Origin of the sequence: Acidithiobacillus sp. (assembly GCF_023256195.1) — a bacterium.
Classification (GTDB): domain Bacteria; phylum Pseudomonadota; class Gammaproteobacteria; order Acidithiobacillales; family Acidithiobacillaceae; genus Acidithiobacillus_A.
This window is the reverse complement of sequence record NZ_JAGDWX010000030.1, coordinates 80,132-97,318: the sequence shown is the minus strand read 5'-3', so window position 1 is coordinate 97,318 and position 17,187 is coordinate 80,132. Positions and strand designations below refer to the sequence as shown.

The 17,187-nt window shown below is 60.3% G+C and carries 17 protein-coding genes; 9 read left to right on the top strand and 8 right to left on the bottom strand.

Annotated elements, in window-relative coordinates; genetic code table 11:
- Positions 1 to 73 precede the first annotated feature (73 nt).
- Positions 74 to 859, bottom strand: a complete 786-nt coding sequence (locus tag Q0C23_RS07870) for an HAD-IA family hydrolase (protein WP_291511818.1) — start codon at positions 857 to 859, stop codon at positions 74 to 76.
- A 169-nt stretch (positions 860 to 1,028) separates the two neighbouring features.
- On the opposite strand from Q0C23_RS07870, the gene dksA reads away from it, so the two are divergent.
- The 7 genes from dksA to Q0C23_RS07840 all read left to right on the top strand — a co-directional run bounded on the left by dksA (position 1,029) and on the right by Q0C23_RS07840 (position 7,895).
- On the top strand, positions 1,029 to 1,490 hold the full coding sequence (gene dksA, locus Q0C23_RS07865) for an RNA polymerase-binding protein DksA (RefSeq protein ID WP_291511817.1): 462 nt from the start codon (positions 1,029 to 1,031) through the stop codon (positions 1,488 to 1,490).
- Between the two features lie 208 nt (positions 1,491 to 1,698).
- Positions 1,699 to 2,694 (top strand): 2-hydroxyacid dehydrogenase, encoded by a 996-nt coding sequence (locus Q0C23_RS07860; protein ID WP_291511816.1) that lies wholly within the window; start codon positions 1,699 to 1,701, stop codon positions 2,692 to 2,694.
- Between the two features lie 60 nt (positions 2,695 to 2,754).
- The gene (locus Q0C23_RS09860) at positions 2,755 to 3,138 is read left to right on the top strand and encodes an EexN family lipoprotein (RefSeq protein WP_367273188.1); all 384 of its coding nucleotides are present in this window, start codon (positions 2,755 to 2,757) and stop codon (positions 3,136 to 3,138) included.
- 285 nt (positions 3,139 to 3,423) lie between these two features.
- Complete coding sequence (locus tag Q0C23_RS07855; RefSeq protein WP_291511815.1) at positions 3,424 to 4,644, top strand: glycine betaine/L-proline ABC transporter ATP-binding protein; 1,221 nt, start codon at positions 3,424 to 3,426, stop codon at positions 4,642 to 4,644.
- A 99-nt stretch (positions 4,645 to 4,743) separates the two neighbouring features.
- The gene (locus tag Q0C23_RS07850) at positions 4,744 to 5,598 is read left to right on the top strand and encodes a proline/glycine betaine ABC transporter permease (RefSeq protein ID WP_291511814.1); all 855 of its coding nucleotides are present in this window, start codon (positions 4,744 to 4,746) and stop codon (positions 5,596 to 5,598) included.
- A 3-nt stretch (positions 5,599 to 5,601) separates the two neighbouring features.
- Positions 5,602 to 6,474: a glycine betaine ABC transporter substrate-binding protein gene (locus tag Q0C23_RS07845; RefSeq protein ID WP_291511813.1), complete on the top strand. Its 873-nt coding sequence runs from the start codon at positions 5,602 to 5,604 to the stop codon at positions 6,472 to 6,474.
- A gap of 68 nt (positions 6,475 to 6,542) precedes the next feature.
- The gene (locus Q0C23_RS07840; RefSeq protein ID WP_291511812.1) at positions 6,543 to 7,895 is read left to right on the top strand and encodes a hypothetical protein; all 1,353 of its coding nucleotides are present in this window, start codon (positions 6,543 to 6,545) and stop codon (positions 7,893 to 7,895) included.
- Positions 7,896 to 7,943: 48 nt separating this feature from the next.
- On the opposite strand, the gene Q0C23_RS07835 is transcribed toward Q0C23_RS07840, so the two are convergent.
- Complete coding sequence (locus tag Q0C23_RS07835; RefSeq protein ID WP_291511811.1) at positions 7,944 to 9,323, bottom strand: glutamate decarboxylase; 1,380 nt, start codon at positions 9,321 to 9,323, stop codon at positions 7,944 to 7,946.
- 436 nt (positions 9,324 to 9,759) lie between these two features.
- On the opposite strand from Q0C23_RS07835, the gene Q0C23_RS07830 reads away from it, so the two are divergent.
- On the top strand, positions 9,760 to 11,478 hold the full coding sequence (locus Q0C23_RS07830; protein WP_291511810.1) for an ABC transporter permease subunit: 1,719 nt from the start codon (positions 9,760 to 9,762) through the stop codon (positions 11,476 to 11,478).
- Between the two features lie 8 nt (positions 11,479 to 11,486).
- The gene (locus tag Q0C23_RS07825; protein ID WP_291511809.1) at positions 11,487 to 12,791 is read left to right on the top strand and encodes a nitrate/sulfonate/bicarbonate ABC transporter ATP-binding protein; all 1,305 of its coding nucleotides are present in this window, start codon (positions 11,487 to 11,489) and stop codon (positions 12,789 to 12,791) included.
- 20 nt (positions 12,792 to 12,811) lie between these two features.
- Here the strand turns inward: Q0C23_RS07825 and Q0C23_RS07820 are convergent, their stop codons facing one another.
- From Q0C23_RS07820 to Q0C23_RS07795, 6 genes are all read right to left on the bottom strand, one after another.
- Positions 12,812 to 13,426, bottom strand: a complete 615-nt coding sequence (locus tag Q0C23_RS07820) for a flavin prenyltransferase UbiX (protein ID WP_291511808.1) — start codon at positions 13,424 to 13,426, stop codon at positions 12,812 to 12,814.
- Complete coding sequence (gene mpl, locus Q0C23_RS07815; RefSeq protein ID WP_291511807.1) at positions 13,416 to 14,792, bottom strand: UDP-N-acetylmuramate:L-alanyl-gamma-D-glutamyl-meso-diaminopimelate ligase; 1,377 nt, start codon at positions 14,790 to 14,792, stop codon at positions 13,416 to 13,418. The genes Q0C23_RS07820 and mpl overlap by 11 nt, the downstream gene beginning before the upstream one ends.
- 2 nt (positions 14,793 to 14,794) lie before the next feature.
- A complete protein-coding gene (locus Q0C23_RS07810) occupies positions 14,795 to 15,373 on the bottom strand; it encodes a hypothetical protein (protein ID WP_291511806.1) in 579 nt (192 codons plus the stop codon).
- A complete protein-coding gene (locus Q0C23_RS07805; protein WP_291511805.1) occupies positions 15,373 to 16,155 on the bottom strand; it encodes a thiazole synthase in 783 nt (260 codons plus the stop codon). The genes Q0C23_RS07810 and Q0C23_RS07805 overlap by 1 nt, the downstream gene beginning before the upstream one ends.
- A gap of 36 nt (positions 16,156 to 16,191) precedes the next feature.
- A complete protein-coding gene (gene thiS / locus Q0C23_RS07800) occupies positions 16,192 to 16,392 on the bottom strand; it encodes a sulfur carrier protein ThiS (RefSeq protein ID WP_291511804.1) in 201 nt (66 codons plus the stop codon).
- Positions 16,393 to 16,521: 129 nt separating this feature from the next.
- Positions 16,522 to 17,136 (bottom strand): ferritin-like domain-containing protein, encoded by a 615-nt coding sequence (locus tag Q0C23_RS07795; protein ID WP_291511803.1) that lies wholly within the window; start codon positions 17,134 to 17,136, stop codon positions 16,522 to 16,524.
- Positions 17,137 to 17,187: the final 51 nt, after the last annotated feature.

The following is a 17,187-nucleotide window of genomic DNA, read 5'->3' as shown; positions in this document are numbered from 1 at the left end:
TATTTCGACCATACGCCCTATGTTGTGGAACGCCCGCGAGAACCGACGCGGTAATCGCAGGGTTGCGGGAAGCCTAGGCGCTTGGACGCGTCGATTTGGCGGCGTGCGCCTCTTCCCACCAGGCTTGAAGCTCCTCGAGTCCGACACAGACCGGCTTACCGCAATCCTTACCCTGGACGATGCGTGCCGGTGCCTCGGGTTCGCCAAGATGGTCCAGGACTCGCAGCGCGCCAGAGAAATCCTGTCCGCGGGTGTAGTCGGTCTGGGTGACGACGGTATGAAGTCCTGCTGCCAGGGCCGAACGCAGGCCGTTTTCCGAGTCCTCCAGGGCCAGGCAATCTGCGGGATCCGCTGCGAGAGCTTGCAGGACGTGGGTGTAGATGTCCGGGGCCGGCTTTTTGTGCGGGACGATATCGCCGGCGCCGATATAGTGGAAGACGCGCTCCCCCTCCTCGCCCAAGGTGCTGCGAAGCAGCGCTTCGACATTATCCGGGGTGGTCGTGGTGGCGATACCCAGCCGCCAGCCCGCAGCCCGTGCGGCCCGCAGCAGGCGGGCAACACCGGGGCGCAAAGCGACTGCGCCGCTCTGGACAATCTCCACATAAAGGTCTGTCTTGCGACGATGGATGCGCGCGATATCGGCATCGCTGAGCCGCTGGTGTTGCGGATGATCGTCAAGGAAGCGACGCAGGCGTTCCTTACCACCGGTGACCTTGAGATAGCGACCGTAGGTCTCCACATCCCAGACAAAATTCAGACCCGCCTCAGCAAAGGCACGGTTGAAAGCCACCCGGTGGGCGTCCCGCTCGGTGTCCGCCAAGGTACCATCTACATCAAAGATCAGGGTATTCAGAGGCATTTTCTGGCGCCACTCCATTTCAGACTCTGCTTATAATTTGAGAACGCGAAGGACGCCTACCAGCCGTCCGGTCGGTCGGCTCGCAGTATAGCCGCCCACGGAGGAATTGCCAAAGCCTGGCTTCTCTGTTAAACGTAGCGCCATTTACCGAGAGGACAGGAACCTTTCCATGACCGACCAACGTGCCAATCCCGTCGCATCTCCCGCCAGCAGCCAGCAGTTTACGGCCTTCACTCCCTATCAACCGGCTCCGGACGAGGCCTACATGAGCCCCGCGCAGCTTGCGCACTTTCGGAAGATCCTGGAAGACTGGCGCGACGAGCTGATGTCCGAGGTGGAGCGCACGGTCCAGAACATGCAGGTCGAAAACGTCAATTATTCCGACCCCAACGACCGGGCTAGTCTGGAGACCGATATGGGTCTGGAGCTGCGGGCACGCGACCGGGAGCGAAAACTGATCCGCAAGATCAACCAGGCGCTGGCCCGTATCGATGCCGGTGAGTACGGATATTGCGAAAGCTGCGGTGTAGAGATCGGTCTGCGTCGCCTGGAGGCGCGCCCCACCGCCACCTTGTGCATCGACTGCAAAACCCTGGAAGAAAAGCGCGAAAAGCAGATGGCCCAGGACTGATTCCCTCGCGCTGAGGTTCTGAGCACCGTCTCCGCCCAGTTGCCCCAACGGCCCACGCGGGCGCGGGCGATCCACGCCGTGGCTTGGCATTCTGCGCTTCTCGCAGTGGGAACTGTAAGAACGTAAAAGCGTCCTCGCGCATCCCCACAGTCCGGACTAGGCTTAAGGATATATCGGGTCCTTTTCCTGTCCTTCGGAGGGTTCTCCCATGCGCTGCCTGGTCACCAGCGCCCGCCCCTATGACGAGCAGTTCCTTCGCGCAGCTAACCAGGGGCGCCACGACTTGGTTTTCGTGGAAACCACACTCAGCGCAGAAACCGCCTTCGTTGCTCAGGGCTTTCCGGCTATCTGTCCTTTCTTCAACGACACGCTGGATGCCCATACCTTGGAAACCCTAGCGCGTTTGGGAACCAGGCTGCTGGTCCTGCGCAGCACCGGTTTCAATCACGTCGACGTCCCCGCCGCCGAAAAACACGGCATCGCCGTGATGCGGGTACGGGATTATTCGCCCTACTCGGTGGCGGAATTCACCATCGGCATGATGCTCACGCTGAATCGCCACTTACACAAAGCCTATAACCGCGTACGTGATGGCAACTTCCTCCTCGACGGCTTGCTCGGTTTTGACATGCACGGTAAAACCGTCGGCATCATCGGAACCGGCAGCATTGGTACCGCGCTCGCCCGTATCCTCAAGGGTATGGGCTGTCATCTCCTGGGTTACGATATCGCGCCCAATCCCGTTTGCCTGGAGCTAGGCGTCGTCTACGTCCCACTAGAAGCGCTCCTCAGAAAAAGTCAGATCATCAGTCTCCACATACCCTTGGTGCCGGAAACGCGCCACCTGATCGATGCCGAGCGAATTGCGCTCATGCCCGAAGGAGCCATGCTCATCAACACCAGTCGAGGTCCATTGATCGATACCAAGGCCCTGATAGCGGCGCTGAAAAGCCGCCATCTAGGCGCCGTGGGGCTGGATGTTTATGAGGAAGAAGCGGAGCTATATTTCAGGGATCACTGTGACGACATCATCTGTGACGATACTTTTGAACGCTTGCTCACTTTCCCAAATGTGATCGTCACTGGCCATCAGGCCTTCTTTACGCGCGAAGCGCTCAGTACCATTGCTGAGACAACGATCCAGAATCTGGATACCTACAGCCAGGGAAAAGATAGCCCGAATTATGTACGCGCAGCGCGCTAGTCTGCCGGAATAACAGCGCGGGGTGTGACCAGTCTGCGCCGTGACTTGAACTCATACATCATGGAATCCATAATAGAGGGAGACCATTTTTTATGGAGGTTGCAAATGGATGCGTTGCGCCATGTCGTGGAGAGTCGATTTACCCATACCTGCGAAGATCCCGATCCTCACCATAAGCTGTTTCGCGTGAATCTGCGGCACGTACGCAGTCTCCTGATTTCTGCCGTCGCATTAGGCCTTGCGGGTTGCTCCATTGGTGGACACGGACCGCATGGTGGACACAACGTGTCCTGGTATCTGCACCATCAAAAAGCCATGCGAGCACAGCTGGCATGGTGCCAAAACAGCGCGGGAAGAGATAAGTATCGTTCTTGCAAGAACGCGAGAACGGCACAGGGCAGAGCCCTGGGTCATAACGTCAAAAACACCATCAACAGCCTGTAATAACGGGCAGAAAGTAGCACCCGCCACTGTTTCGGCAGCGGACATTGCATCTGCTCATGACTGGACGCAAAGCGTTCTAGCGATCTGATATAATTAAAAAAATTTAACAAATTAAGCGATTTTTCATGGTTCGTCGATGGACTTTTAATGGATTGGTTTGACAATTGTTAACCTATCCTATAGAATTTAAAAGAAATTCATACGACAATATGGGGATCGATGGATCAGAACGCTGCCAAAATTGAGATCAGGCACGCTAGCAAGGTCTTCGGCCGGGAAGAGCGTTTGGCTCTGGATCTCTTGGATAAGGGTCTGAGCAAATCGGAGGTTCAGAAAAGAACCGGTGTGGTCGTCGGCATACACGACATCTCCCTGAATATACTGGCGGGCGAGATATTTGTCATAATGGGCCTGTCCGGTAGTGGTAAATCGACTCTGTTGCGGTTGATCAATCGTCTACACGAAGCCAGCCGGGGATCGATCCTGGTGGATGGTGTGGATGTCACGAAGATGAAAGCGTCGGAATTGCGTGCCCTGCGCCGTCGTGCCTTCGGGATGGTCTTTCAGAACTTTGGCCTTCTCCCTCAACGCACGGTATTGGGAAACGTGGAATTCGGTCTGGAGATTCAGGGAATACCACGGTCGCAAAGACGAGAAAGAGCGCAGGAGGTCATTGAAACCGTAGGGCTGCAAGGATACGAACAGAGATACGCGGCGGAACTGTCCGGAGGCATGCAGCAGCGCGTTGGTTTAGCCCGCGCCCTGGCGGCAGACCCGGAGATACTGCTGATGGACGAAGCTTTTAGTGCCCTGGATCCCATCATCCGCAGCCAACTGCAGGACGATCTCCTGGAAATCCAGGATCGTTTGAATAAGACCATCGTCTTCGTTTCCCACGATCTGGATGAAGCGCTCAAATTGGGAAATCGTATCGCTATTCTGCGCGATGGACGCCTGATCCAGGTGGGTGATCCACAAGAGATCCTCTCCCATCCGGCGGACGAATATGTGTCGACCTTCGTCGAAGGGGCGGATCGCAGCAAGGTGCTCACGGCCCGCGATGTCATGCAGAACGTACGGACCGCTGCCAACCCCAAGGATTCTCCGCGGGTCGTGCTGCGCAAGATGGAACGCAGCGGCTTTGGCGGACTGATGGTGATCGATAATGGGCGGCGCCTGCATGGCTATATCGATCTGTCTGCGGTACGCAGTCAGCGGGAAAAGGAACAACTCTCGACGGATCTATTCCGACCCATTCCCACCGCCGATGCGAACGCGAAGCTGGTGGACCTCATCCAGATCATCACCGATAAAGGATCGCCTGTGGCGGTGATCGACGCTCGCCAACGGGTCATCGGTGTAGTAGACAAGAGCACGATTCTGGCGGCACTGGCTCAGAACGACGACGGTCCGACCGTGGAGGAAAACCACGCCGATCCGACGCCGGCAGTCGCGATGGCGTCCGTACCAGCTTCGCAGGCGGAGAGCTCTGCCAGCGGCAGCTGAGAAAAACGTGTCGCGGTATAGGCGACCGGGTACCGATGCAATGTCCGCAACGCTGACTCGGCCCTTATGGAAGCAAGCTGTAGCGAGGAGGTAGCAGCGGTGACGTCAATACCGACCATTCCCTTGGGACACTGGGTGAGCCACGGAGTGGACTATCTGACGGCGCACTATGGGGCTAGCTTGAATGCCGTCAGCCACTTCATCCACTCCCTCATATCTCTCCTGGAGCATGGGTTGCGGGCTGTACCGGTCCTGATTTTCATACCCCTGGTAGCCGTGCTGTCCCTGCTGGCCTTGGGCTGGCAGCGACCGCGGGCCTGGGGCTTGGCGCTTTTTTCTCTGTTCGGCCTTGGTTTGGTCTGGGATCTACACCTGTGGCACGCCCTGATACAGACGCTGGCGCTGGTGCTTGCGGCCGAGTTGCTCATCCTCATCGTGGGCATCCCCCTGGGGATTTTCGCCGCACAGAGCCACCTCGCCGAAAAGATCCTGCGGCCTATCCTGGATGTGATGCAGACCATGCCTGCCTTTGTCTACTTGGTGCCTGCCGTGATCTTTTTTGGACTGGGTCTGGTCCCCGGGGTGATCGCCACGACTATTTTCGCCCTGCCGCCCCTGGTGCGCCTGACGGCCTTGGGCATACGCCAGGTTCCCGCAGAGTTGGTGGAGGCCACGGAGTCCTTTGGGGCTACCTGGTGGCAGCTGCTATGGAAAGTCCAGATACCCACGGCCCTGCCCTCCATCATGGCGGGCGTCAATCAGTCCATCATGCTGGGCCTGTCCATGGTAGTGATTGCCTCCATGATCGGAGCCGGCGGTCTGGGTAACGAGGTACTCCAGGGCATTACGCAATTGGATGTGGGCAAAAGTTTCGTCGGCGGGATCAGTGTGGTCATTCTCGCCATCATCATCGATCGTCTTACTCAGGCCTTCGGTCAGCAGCGCAAGGAGTGATTCATGAACACACCCATTCACAAGCTTCTCTGTCGCGCAATACTCGTCAGTATCATCGGTACCGGCGTCGCGTTGGCAGCGGATAAGCCCACGGTGAGCATCACCAATGTGGCATCGTGGTCCAGCAGTAATATCACCACCCATATCGCCGCCCGGATCATTCAGGACCAGCTGCATTATCCGGTAAAAATCATCGATACCGAAGCCGGACCGATGTGGGCCGCCGTGGCCACAGGGCGTGCCGATGCCACTCTCACCGCCTGGCTACCGGTGATCCAGAAAAGCTACTGGCAGCGCTATAAACATCAGGTCGTAAACCTCGGTCCCATCACCAAGGGCACCTGGGCCGGTCTCGCGGTGCCGGATTATGTGCCGGTGCACAGCCTTTCCCAATTGGAGCAGTATCACCAGAAGTTCCACGATCGCATCGTCGGCATCGGCTCGGGCGCCGGGGTGATGATCACCACCCAGAAGGCTATCGAGAGCTATGGCATGCGGCACATGCGCCTATTGAGCAGTTCGACGCCAGCCATGGAGGCAGAGCTCAAGCGTTCCATCGCGGCCCACCGATGGATCGTGGTGACCGCCTGGACTCCCTTGAGTATTTGGGCGCGCTTTCATCTGCGCGAACTCTCGGATCCGAAGAATGTCTATGGTAAGCCTGGCAACATCGATGCCGTCATAAACCCCAAATTGGAGAAAAAAGCGCCCCAGGTCGTCGCTTTCCTGCGCCAGTTTTACATTTCCATCGGCAGCCTGGAGAAGCTCATGAACGAGCGACGCCAAGGCGCGTCTTTGGACAAGGTAGTTCAGCAGTGGATCAAGGCACACCAATCGGAAATTACTTCCTGGGTACAAAAAAGTCGTAGCGCCTGAACTTGACACACCCAGCCCGATCATCCCAGAAGGAGGGATAAGCGCCCTAGCAAAAAGGAGGAAGCACCATGTCTTACCAGATGCAGCGGATGGTACTCGTAGCCCTGGTCGTGGGCCTCGGCCAACCCGTCGTGGCGGCCGCGCAGACACCGAGCAAGGCACAACTACAAAGTGAAGTAGAACGTCTGCAGAGAGAGCTCGATGTTCTGAAAGCGCAATTGGCGAGATCACACCCACAAACGCAACCGACAACGATATCCGGTCAGAAAGTGGCCCATACGTCGCCAACGCAGACTGGCACGGTGGCGGCCAAGAAGAAAAAACCCCAGTCGACATCGGCACTCACCATTGGCGGCGGCCTGGTGACGGAGTATCAGTATCAGCGGCCAGACAACACGGGCGGTCATTTGATCCTCGATTATCTCGACCTGAACGTGCACGGGCATTACGGCAAACATTGGATTTATGCGGCGGATGAACGATTTTCGACGGTCAACATCAAAAATCATGCCTATCTACATTATGGCTGGTTCGCCTACAATTTCGGTAAAAATTATCAGCAACAGCAGATAAAATTCGGGCTATTTCACGAGCCCTTCGGCAACCTTCCCTATGGTTACGACTCCTTTTGGGGAAGCTTGGCCTACTACGCTGGGTTTACGGATCATCAAGGGGCGGGAGTGGGCTATCGTCTCCAGGATGGGCCGTGGCAGGTGAATCTTGCGGCCTTCAAGAACGATAATCTGGGCCAGCCCAGCACCTACGCCGGAGGCGTCCCCACCGACGGCTATCACAGCGACAATGGTGGGGCCGTCCGTCTGGCCTATCACTGGCGAGGGAATGCGCGGGACCATCGCGCCGTCTTCTCCGTCGCAGCCAAAGGCGGGCAGCTGCAGGCCGGGGATCGGCAAGGAAGCCGCTGGGCTGTCACCGCAGCCATGGACGGGACCTGGGGGCCCTGGAACCTTAAACTGCAAGCAGTGGACTACGCCTATAACGTGCCACGCGACGCCGGCTACGGCGGTATGCTCCTGCCGCGTAGCTCCATCATCGCTGAGAATTACGGTTTTGCGTACCACATGCCGGCCAAGGGTCAACTCTACGGGGTAAGCCTCAAGCGTAGTTTTCCGGTGCGTTGGGGGCCTGTGCACACGGTCAGTCTGTACGACGACTATGGCTACCTGCACGTGGCCACAGCCGGTGGCTTCAACGTCGGTAGCGTGGCCAATCCGCACCGGGTGGGTGACGTACAGCTGAATGTTGCCGGCGTGGAGTTCGCCGCCAATCCCGTCTACATCTGGGCCGATGTGATCAGCGGCCGTAACGCCGCCATGGCCTTCGATGGTCCCGACGATGGCGCCTGGCACACTCGCTTCAACCTCGCCATCGGCGCCTATTTCGATGGCACCATCAAGAACTGAGGCATCCATCGCAGGCGGCCGCTGCGCGAACGCGGGCCGCCATCCTCGTCAATTGTGATGGAATATCGGGGCTTGGTGCTCTGGGGTTTGGGCATGGCCCTGACGGAGCTCGCGTATGGTCGCCTTGAGATCGTTGAGAAACAATTCGGCCAAATCGCGACTGAAGCCCTCGCGTAGGACCAGACGCAGGATGGCAATATCCTCGCAATCGGCGGGCAAGGTATACGCTGGTACCTGCCAGCCACGCCCTCGCAGCCGCTCGGAAATGGCAAAGACGTCGAAGTCGCGTATTTCCTTTCGTAGACGCAAGGCGATCACGGGGATGGTATCTCCGCGGTTGATGATCTGGAACTGCTGCGTCTTTTCCAGGGCGTCTGCCAACCACAGAGCGGTATCCCGGAGATTTTGCATGATCCGGGTGTAGCCTTCCCGTCCCAGTCGCAAAAAATTGTAGTATTGACCGACGATCTGATTCCCCGGGCGGGAAAAATTCAGGGTAAAGGTGGGCATGTCACCGCCCAGATAATTGACGTGAAAGACCAAGGCATCTGGCAGGCAGTCGCGATCGCGCCAGAGGGCCCAGCCGACTCCCGGATACACCAAGCCGTACTTGTGCCCTGAACAGTTGATGGAAACTACCTGGGGCAAACGAAAATCCCAGACCAGATCCGGCTGCAAAAAGGGTGCGACGAAGCCCCCGCTGGCAGCGTCGACATGCATGGGGACTGCGTAGCCCAGCTTTTCCGTCAGAGGCACCAGGGCATCGTGGATGGCCGCGATAGGGTCGTACTCACCGGTAAAGGTCGTTCCCAGCACCGCCACCACGCCAATGGTATTCTCGTCCACAGCGGCCGCCACGGCTTGCGGCGACAGCGTATAACGATCCTCTTGCATGGGTAGGTAACGTGGCTCTACCTCCCAGTAGCGACAGAATTTCTCCCAGACCACCTGGACGTTGCGACCCAGGATCAGGTTGGGCTTGTGCGCGGGCCGGCCGGCCTTTTCCCGCGCCTGCCGCCAGCGCCACTTGAGCGCCATACCGGCGAGCATGACGGCCTCGCTGGAACCAATCGCCGAGACGCCAACGGCCTTACCCTGCTGCGGCGCGTGAAAAAGCCGCGCCAGCATGTTCACGCAGCGGGTCTCGATCTCCGCAGTCTGGGGATATTCGTCCTTGTCGATCAGGTTCTTGTCGAAGGTCTCCGCCATCAGCTGCTCGGCCTCCGGTTCCATCCAGGTGGTCACGAAGGTTGCCAGGTTCAGGCGAGCGTTACCGTCCAGCATCAGTTCGTCGTGGATGAGCTGATAGGCGGTGCGGGCGTCCATTTCCTTTTCCGGCAGTCGATATTTCGGTACGGAGCAATCCATACTTCGACTGGCGAAAGCCGGTTGTAGAGTGCCGTCATCCTCTTGCCACGATTTGACCATATCTCTTTCTCCTGCGCGCAGTTATGGAAGGATAGCTTGTCAACAGACACACACAGTCCGACTCCCAGTAGGATCAGAGGTTCCAGATGGCCGGAAAGCGGATCTGTAGACCTGGGAATTGCGTGGCATTTTGCAGAATCTACTGTGACATGCAGGCTGCCATTGCGTATCGATGTGGCGCGAGCCTCGCAATCCGTCAAAGGGGATCGAAAAACAGACCTGGTTGTCATGATATTGTCACAATTCCTCGTTATACTCGGGCGATGGAACTGCTCGATAGTCGCTTGGGTCAAGGTCGTGTTGCTTTTGGGGCGGCTACACACCTCAAAACCCGAGACGACGCGGGCAGTGGTCGTATAAGTGACTGAATCGATGTTCTATTAGGACAGGTCCCGAGGGTAGCCTTGCATAGCCACAGCGCTCGAAAAGGATTGCCATGAGTCGCGTTCACAACGCCGGCATCTGGCTGGCGCTGCGTGGGAATCGGCAGGATCTGCTGCTGCTGCCGCTGGTCGTGTTGGGATTTTTCACGCTATCCCACGCCATCCGGCAGATGGCGGTACCTTTTTCCATCGGTCAACCGCTGCCCATTTCCACCGAGCCCAATGCCCTCTTCGACGATGCCCTCTTCACCACTCTGCGTATGCTCGCCGCCGTACTGGCTTCTCTGCTTTTTACGGTGGTGTACGCCACCCTGGCGGCCAAGAACCGCTATGCCGGGAAGATTCTCATCCCGCTCCTGGATATCCTCCAGTCCGTTCCCATCCTGGGTTATCTCTCCATCACCGTGACGGGCTTCATCGCGCTCTTTCCAGGAAGCCTGGTGGGTGTGCAACTGGCGGTTATCTTTGCCGTCTTCACCTCACAGGTCTGGAACATGACCTTTGCCTTTTATCAAGCCCTCATCACTCTGCCCCACGATCTGGACGAGGCCGCCCGCCTCTATCGCCTGAATGCATGGCAGCGCTTTTTTCGCCTGGAACTGCCCTTCGCCGTCCCCCCTTTGTTGTGGAACACCATGATGTCCATGTCGGGTGGCTGGTTTTTTGTCGTTGCAGCGGAGGCCATTACCGTGGCGGGGCATGAGGTCATGGTCCCCGGCATCGGCTCCTACATCGCCATGGCGATCCAGCAGAAAGATCTGGTGGCCATTTTCTGGGCGATCTTGGCCATGATCGTCGTCATCGGCCTCTACGATTTTCTGCTTTTTCGACCGCTGGTAGCCTGGGCTGACAAATTCAAGTGGGAGATCGGCACCGATCTGCAACGACCCCGGTCCATCGTTCTGGAGGGTCTGCGCCGTAGCCGTATTGCCCAGGTCTTCGCGCGCTTGCTCGAAGCGCTATGGGAGATTTCCCTGCGATGGCTGCCTCCGGGCCGGCCTCACTGGCAGGACGAGCGGCCCCCCACACCCTGGCGCGACGGCTTTTTTTCCGTCGCTATGGTCCTTGCCCTGGGGCTCTTCTCCTGGCACTTGGTTGAGACCCTCCTCCGTCATTTCAGCACGCAGGAAATCGTGCACGTTTTCTTGCTCGGTCTCGTCACTGGCCTGCGTGTCTTTATCCTGGTCGTGCTTTCTTTGTTGGTCTGGGTACCTGTGGGCATTCTCGTGGGCCTGCGCCCCGGCCTTTCCGGACGCGTCCAGGCTGTGATCCAGTTTCTCGCGGCCTTTCCTGCCAACCTGCTGTTTCCCCTGGTGGTGCTCGCCATTCTCCGCTGGCACTTGAACGTCAACGTCTGGGTAAGTCCCTTGATGATCCTTGGCAGCCAATGGTACGTGCTCTTCAATGTCATCGGCGCTGCCGCCGCCCTGCCCAGCGACCTCAAGGAGGCGGCGCGCAATCTGGGCCTGCGGGGCTGGCTGCTGTGGAAGCGTCTGCTGCTGCCCGGAACCTTTCCCGGCACCGTGACGGGCGGTATCACGGCCAGCGGTGGCGCCTGGAACGCGTCCATCGTCGCCGAAGTGGTATCCTGGGGCCATCATACGCTCATCGCTACGGGACTCGGCGCCTACATCACCCTGGCCACCGCCGCCGGCCAACTCGACGCCGTAGCTTTGGGCATCGGTGTGATGTCCTTTTACGTGGTACTCGTCAATCGCCTGTTCTGGCGCCGGCTCTACCATCTGGCGGCGCACCGTCTACGCTTGGATTGAGCAAACACATGCCCACCGATACGCTCCCTGCCCTCTACCGCTTACGTGGCGTCTCTCGCCGTTTCGCCAATCCCGAGGGGGCTGAAATCCGCGTGCTCGAGGATGTCGATCTGGACCTGCGGGACGGCGAGATCCTGGTCATCGTTGGTCGCTCCGGCTCCGGTAAGTCCACTCTGCTCCGTGTTCTCGCCGGTCTTTTACCCGCCAGTGGCGGTGAGGTATGTTTTTGCGGCGAACCCGTGCGCGGGCCGGTGGCAGGTGCGGCCATGGTGTTTCAAAGTTTTGCGCTTTTTCCATGGCTCAACGTCTTGCAGAACGTGGAGCTGGGCCTGGAGGCACGGCGCGTACCGCGCAAGGAGCGGCGGGCGCGGGCCTTGGCGGCCATCGACGCCATCGGCTTGGACGGATTTGAATCGGCCTTCCCCCGGGAACTTTCGGGAGGCATGCGTCAGCGGGTAGGCTTCGCCCGCGCTCTGGTGGTGGAACCACAGGTCCTGCTCATGGACGAGGCCTTCTCCGCCCTGGACGTACTGACCGCCGAGACTTTGCGCGGCGATCTCTTGGATCTCTGGCTCGAGCACCGGACGGCCACTCGCGGCATCCTGCTGGTCTCACACAATATCGAAGAGGCCGTGCTCCTGGCCGACCGCGTTCTGGTGTTCGGTAGCCACCCGGGACGCGTCCGCCAAGAGATAGCCATTCCCCTGCCACACCCCCGGGATCGCAATGCCGAGGATTTTCGTGCGTTGGTAGAGGAGATCTACGCATCGATGACGGCAGGCGACGGGCATACCCCGCTGGTAGCCGATCTCCCGGACATTCATCGCGTGTTGCCGGCCGTATCCGTCAACCGCATGGCGGGCCTCCTGGAGACCCTGGACAGCCTGGGCAACGGGAGCCAGCCGGGGATACGTCCGGCGGAGCTGGCACGCTCCATGGCTTTTTCCGTGGACGATCTCCTGCCACTTCTGGATAGCCTCCAACTGCTGGGTTTTGTGGAGCTCGTCGACGACCGGGTGCAACTGAGTGCCGCGGGCAGGCGCTTCGTACAGGGGGATACTCAGGAGCGCAAAACCCTCTTCGCCCGTCATCTGCTCCAGCACGTGCCTTTGGCGGCCCACATCCGCAGCGTCCTGGATGCGCGTAGCGGTCATCGCGCGCCCGCCGCCCGCTTCTTGTCCGAGCTCGAGGATCGACTACCCGAAGACAAAGCCCGTTCGGTACTGGAAACCATCATTTACTGGGGTCGCTACGCCGAGATCTTCGCCTACGACGATCGTCGTGCCGAATTCAGTCTGGACGATCCCCACTGAGCGCTTTCCCGAGGCCCGCTTCAAAGGCCCCACTGGGGACCGAAATCGCGACCGACGCCGAGCTGATCGAGAATACGCGCAACAACGAAGTCCAGCAGCTCGTCGATGCTCTGGGGTCGGGTATAGAATCCGGGGCTTGCCGGCAAGATGCATACGCCGAGCCGGGCCAACTTCAGCATGTTCTCGAGGTGGATGGCGGAGACGGGGCTCTCGCGGGGGACCAGGACGAGCTTGCGTCCCTCCTTGAGCATGACATCGGCGGCCCGCTCCGAGAGGTTGTTGGAGAGCCCTTGCGCGACGGCTGCCAGCGTGCCTCCGGAACAAGGGCAGATGACCAGGGCATCCGGAGCGTGAGAACCGGAGGCGAGCGGCGAAAACCAATCGCGCTCGTCGTAGCAGCGCAACGTCCCGGTATCGGGCAGAGCGGCACGCAGGACGGTGGCCATTTCCTCGACGTCGGTGGGCAGTACTTGTCCCAGTTCCTCCCGCCAAACGATCCGTGCCGCAGCGGAAAAGACCAAGGCCACGTCGCAGTGTGCGGCGAGAAGATGGTGCAGGAGCCGCTGCGCGTAGGGCGCCCCCGAGGCGCCGGTGACTGCCACGCCGATGCGCCCCGGCCTCCCGCTATCGGCCATCGCTCATCCCTTGGCCCATCTGTTTCTGCTCCAGGGCCCGAAGCAAGCGCTCGTGGATGCCGCCGAAAGCCCCGTTGCTCATCACCAGAAGGTGATCCCCTGGGCGCGCTACGTCGACGACGGCGTGCACCAAGGCATCGAGATCGGTGAAGACGTGCTCTGGATGACCCAGCGCCGCTGCAAGGTCCCAAGACAGGTCCGGCGGCGCGTAGGCAAAGAAGGCGTCGGCGGCGTCCAGACTGGCTTTGAGCTCGTCTCGGTGCACGCCCAGTCGCATGGTGTTGGAGCGCGGCTCCAGCACCGCCAGCACGCGCCCCTGAGGCTCCCGGGCCCGCAGGGCCTGCAAGGTGGCGGCGATGGCCGTGGGATGGTGGGCAAAGTCGTCGTAGACTCGGATGCCTGCAACCTTGCCGCGCTCCTCCAGGCGGCGGCGAACGCCCGCAAATTGCGACAGGGCCGCGCAGGAGATCGCGACGGGTACACCCGCGTGCCGGGCGGCAAGGATGGCGGCCAGGCCATTTTCAGCATTGAAGCCGCCATACAGACTCCACGCCACCCGGCCCTGCAGCTGTCCGTCCTCATACACCCGCCAGGCGGAGCCCGCTGGGTCTTCCAGCTCCACGGTCCACCGGCCCTTGCCGGCAAAGGGAATGGCTTCGGACCAACAGCCGCGATCCAGAACCCGCTGCAGGGCGGGAAGTCCGTCGCGGTAGATCACCTGGCCGTTGCCCGGCACAGTGCGCAGCAGGTAGTGGAACTGGGTCTCGATGGCGGCTAGATCGGGATAGATGTCGGCGTGATCGTACTCCAGGTGGTTGAGCACTACGGTACGGGGACGGTAGTGCACGAATTTCGCGCGTTTGTCGAAAAAGGCCGTGTCGTACTCGTCGGCCTCGATGACGAAAAAGGGTCCCTGGCCGAGACGCCCGGATTCGGAAAAGTTCTTGGGCGCCCCACCGATGAGGAACCCCGGCGCGAGACCCGCGTGCTCCAGGATCCAGGCGAGCATGGCGGTGGTCGTGGTCTTGCCGTGGGTTCCGGCAACGGCCAGGATCCAGCGCCCGGCCAGCAGCTCCCGCGTCAACCAGGCCGGGCCGGAGTCGTAGGGAATCCCCTCCGCCAGTACGGCTTCCACAGTGGGATTGCCGCGGGACAAGGCGTTGCCGATCAAGACCAGATCCGGCCGTGGGGATGGCAACTCGGAGTCGTAACCCAGCGTCATCTCGATACCGGCCTCAGCCAGCAGCTCGCTCATGGGCGGGTAGATGGCGGCATCCACCCCCGTCACCCGGTATCCCGCCGCCTGGGCAATCCGCGCCAGACTGCCCATGAAGGTGCCGCAGATCCCGAGGATGTGGATGTGCATGGCTAGTGCATGGTACCGAGGCGGGGCGATTCCAGGCGCTGGTCGAAAAGACGGTTGGCCAGGTCGTAGAGAGCGTTGAAACGCTCCTGGATCTCCTGATACTGACTACGCAGCTCGGCCTCCGCGGCGAGCACGGGGTGGTCTTCCAGGGCGCGACTCAAGAAATCCCGGGCCATGCCGAGCCGCTCCAATACCTCAAAGTAGGCCCAGGCATCGGGGGGCTGGGCGTTGGCCGAGCTGACTTCCTGCTGATAGTACCAGACCAGGGCGGCGCGGGTGACGGCGCGGGCCGCCGTGGACTCCTCCAGATCCACCATCTGCCACTCGAGGCTGACCGTATCCTGCCAGTCGAGATAGCAGCGCCAGCGGCCGCCGTGCTCATCCACCACGTGCTCGAGACGCACACCCACACCCTGATCGGCCAAGCGGGCGATGAGCCGCTCCGCTTCCTCCCAGTCTTCGGCGTAGGCTGGCGGCGCGCCGACGCTCACCTGCCCCATCACCAGTCGCTCGATGGCCTCGAGAAAGTGGCGATCGAGATCGGCGTGTCGGGCATATTCCAGGGCGTCTTCGGCTTCCATCAGAAGAAGGTCCCATCCAGAGGACTGCTGGCGTTGGCGTAAAGCTTGCGCGGCATGCGTCCGGCACGGAAGGCGGCCCGCCCCGCCTCTACCCCCAGACGCATGGCGCGAGCCATGAGCACGGGATCGCGAGCGGCGGCGATGGCGGTATTGAGGAGCACACCGTCACAGCCCAGTTCCATGGCCACCGCCACGTCCGAAGCGGTGCCTACCCCCGCATCGACGAGGATAGGCACCGTCGCCTGTTCGAGAATGATGCGCAGGTTATAGGGATTGCGGATGCCGAGCCCGGAACCGATGGGTGCGGCGAGGGGCATCACCGCCACGCAGCCCATGCTGGCAAAGGCCTTGCAGGCCACCGGATCGTCCGTACTGTACACCATCACCTTAAAGCCCTCGGCGATGAGTTTCTCGGCGGCGATGAAGGTCTGTCGCATGTCCGGGTAGAGGGTATCGGCGTCGCCGATCACCTCCAGCTTGACCAAATCCCAACCCCCCAGCTCACGGGCCAGGCGGCAGGTGCGGATGGCGTCCTCAGCGGTGTAGCAGCCCGCCGTGTTGGGTAGGATGGTGAACCGGTCTGCCGGCAGGACATCCAGCAGATTGGGCTCCTTGGGATCCTGTCCGAGGTTTACCCGCCGCAGGGCCACGGTGACGATCTCCGCGCCAGCGGCATCGATGGCTGCGCGGGTCTCGGCAAAATCTCGATACTTTCCGGTACCTACCAACAGACGGGAGCGGAAACTGCGATCACCGATGCGAAGAAGATCCTCATCGTTCATAAGCTTTTCTCTGGGAGACGGAGTGAGGGGAGCAGATCATCCGCCGCCCACGGCGCGGATGATCTCCAGACGGTCCCCTTCGCGCAGAAGGGTCTCGGGGTGCAGACTGCGGGGTACGACCTCGCGATTGAGCTCTACGGCCACGCGTTGGCCGGCAAAATCGAGCTGCTCCAGTAGCTCCGCCACGTTCACACCATCGCGTAGCTCGTGGGGCTGACCATTGACCATGACAATCATCCGACGATGCTAGAACTCCCGCCGAGAAGCGTCAAGGGTAACGGTCTGGCGCGGCCCAGTCTCCGCGTCGACTCCCGAAGGCCAACAAAAAACGCCCCAGCGGGGCGTTTCTTGTAGAGTCTGAATGGCTCAGCTTGGCATGGCGGAAATGAAGGCCGCCGGCACCGGGAATTCTCCCAGGGCGTTGCGCAATACCGCGAAGTGCATGGCCTCGTCGCCCTCGATGTTGGCAGCGGCATGGGCGAGTTCCGGATTGCTGAACTTGGGCACCACGCTCAGATAGGCTTTGGCGGCGCCGATCTCGAGACCCGCGGCAAACTCGAGCACGTCCTTTTGGGTCTTGAGCTTGTCCAAGGGGAAGTTCCAGGCCGCTGCGAGCTTGGCCATGGGGGCGTTCAGCGGCGCCTTGGGTGCTACCGGCTTGCCACCCAGCTTCTCGATGGTCTCTTGCAGAATGGCAGCGTGGGCCTCGTGATCCTTCTGAAAGGCCAAGGCCACCTTGAGTACGGCGGGCTCCAGCAGCTTACTTTCCGCCCCCACCTGATAGGCGGCGATGGCTTGGTGTTCTGCATTCAGAGCAAAGTTGAGAATATCCAGATCGCCTTTGGCGCTGGGCTTGGCCATGGGGCCGGCGAGAGCGACGCTGGGCAGCAGGCTGCCGGCAGCGGCGAGTCCCAGAGAAAAAAGAGCACTCTTCTTGAAAAAGTCGCGACGGTCGTGGGTATTCTGCAATTCGGACGACATGGTTTTCTCCTTGTGCATGGACCTGCTCGAAAAAACGCGGTGGAAACGCAT

Excerpts from the sequence above, each read along its gene's own strand:
- Q0C23_RS07870 (WP_291511818.1), bottom strand. The coding sequence starts at position 859 with ATGCCTCTGAATACCCTGATCTTTGATGTAGATGGTACCTTGGCGGAC.
- dksA (WP_291511817.1), top strand. The coding sequence starts at position 1,029 with ATGACCGACCAACGTGCCAATCCCGTCGCATCTCCCGCCAGCAGCCAG.
- Q0C23_RS07860 (WP_291511816.1), top strand. The coding sequence starts at position 1,699 with ATGCGCTGCCTGGTCACCAGCGCCCGCCCCTATGACGAGCAGTTCCTT.
- Q0C23_RS09860 (WP_367273188.1), top strand. The coding sequence starts at position 2,755 with ATGGAATCCATAATAGAGGGAGACCATTTTTTATGGAGGTTGCAAATG.
- Q0C23_RS07845 (WP_291511813.1), top strand. The coding sequence starts at position 5,602 with ATGAACACACCCATTCACAAGCTTCTCTGTCGCGCAATACTCGTCAGT.
- Q0C23_RS07840 (WP_291511812.1), top strand. The coding sequence starts at position 6,543 with ATGTCTTACCAGATGCAGCGGATGGTACTCGTAGCCCTGGTCGTGGGC.
- Q0C23_RS07835 (WP_291511811.1), bottom strand. The coding sequence starts at position 9,323 with ATGGTCAAATCGTGGCAAGAGGATGACGGCACTCTACAACCGGCTTTC.
- Q0C23_RS07830 (WP_291511810.1), top strand. The coding sequence starts at position 9,760 with ATGAGTCGCGTTCACAACGCCGGCATCTGGCTGGCGCTGCGTGGGAAT.
- Q0C23_RS07825 (WP_291511809.1), top strand. The coding sequence starts at position 11,487 with ATGCCCACCGATACGCTCCCTGCCCTCTACCGCTTACGTGGCGTCTCT.
- Q0C23_RS07820 (WP_291511808.1), bottom strand. The coding sequence starts at position 13,426 with ATGGCCGATAGCGGGAGGCCGGGGCGCATCGGCGTGGCAGTCACCGGC.
- mpl (WP_291511807.1), bottom strand. The coding sequence starts at position 14,792 with ATGCACATCCACATCCTCGGGATCTGCGGCACCTTCATGGGCAGTCTG.
- Q0C23_RS07810 (WP_291511806.1), bottom strand. The coding sequence starts at position 15,373 with ATGGAAGCCGAAGACGCCCTGGAATATGCCCGACACGCCGATCTCGAT.
- Q0C23_RS07805 (WP_291511805.1), bottom strand. The coding sequence starts at position 16,155 with ATGAACGATGAGGATCTTCTTCGCATCGGTGATCGCAGTTTCCGCTCC.
- thiS (WP_291511804.1), bottom strand. The coding sequence starts at position 16,392 with ATGATTGTCATGGTCAATGGTCAGCCCCACGAGCTACGCGATGGTGTG.
- Q0C23_RS07795 (WP_291511803.1), bottom strand. The coding sequence starts at position 17,136 with ATGTCGTCCGAATTGCAGAATACCCACGACCGTCGCGACTTTTTCAAG.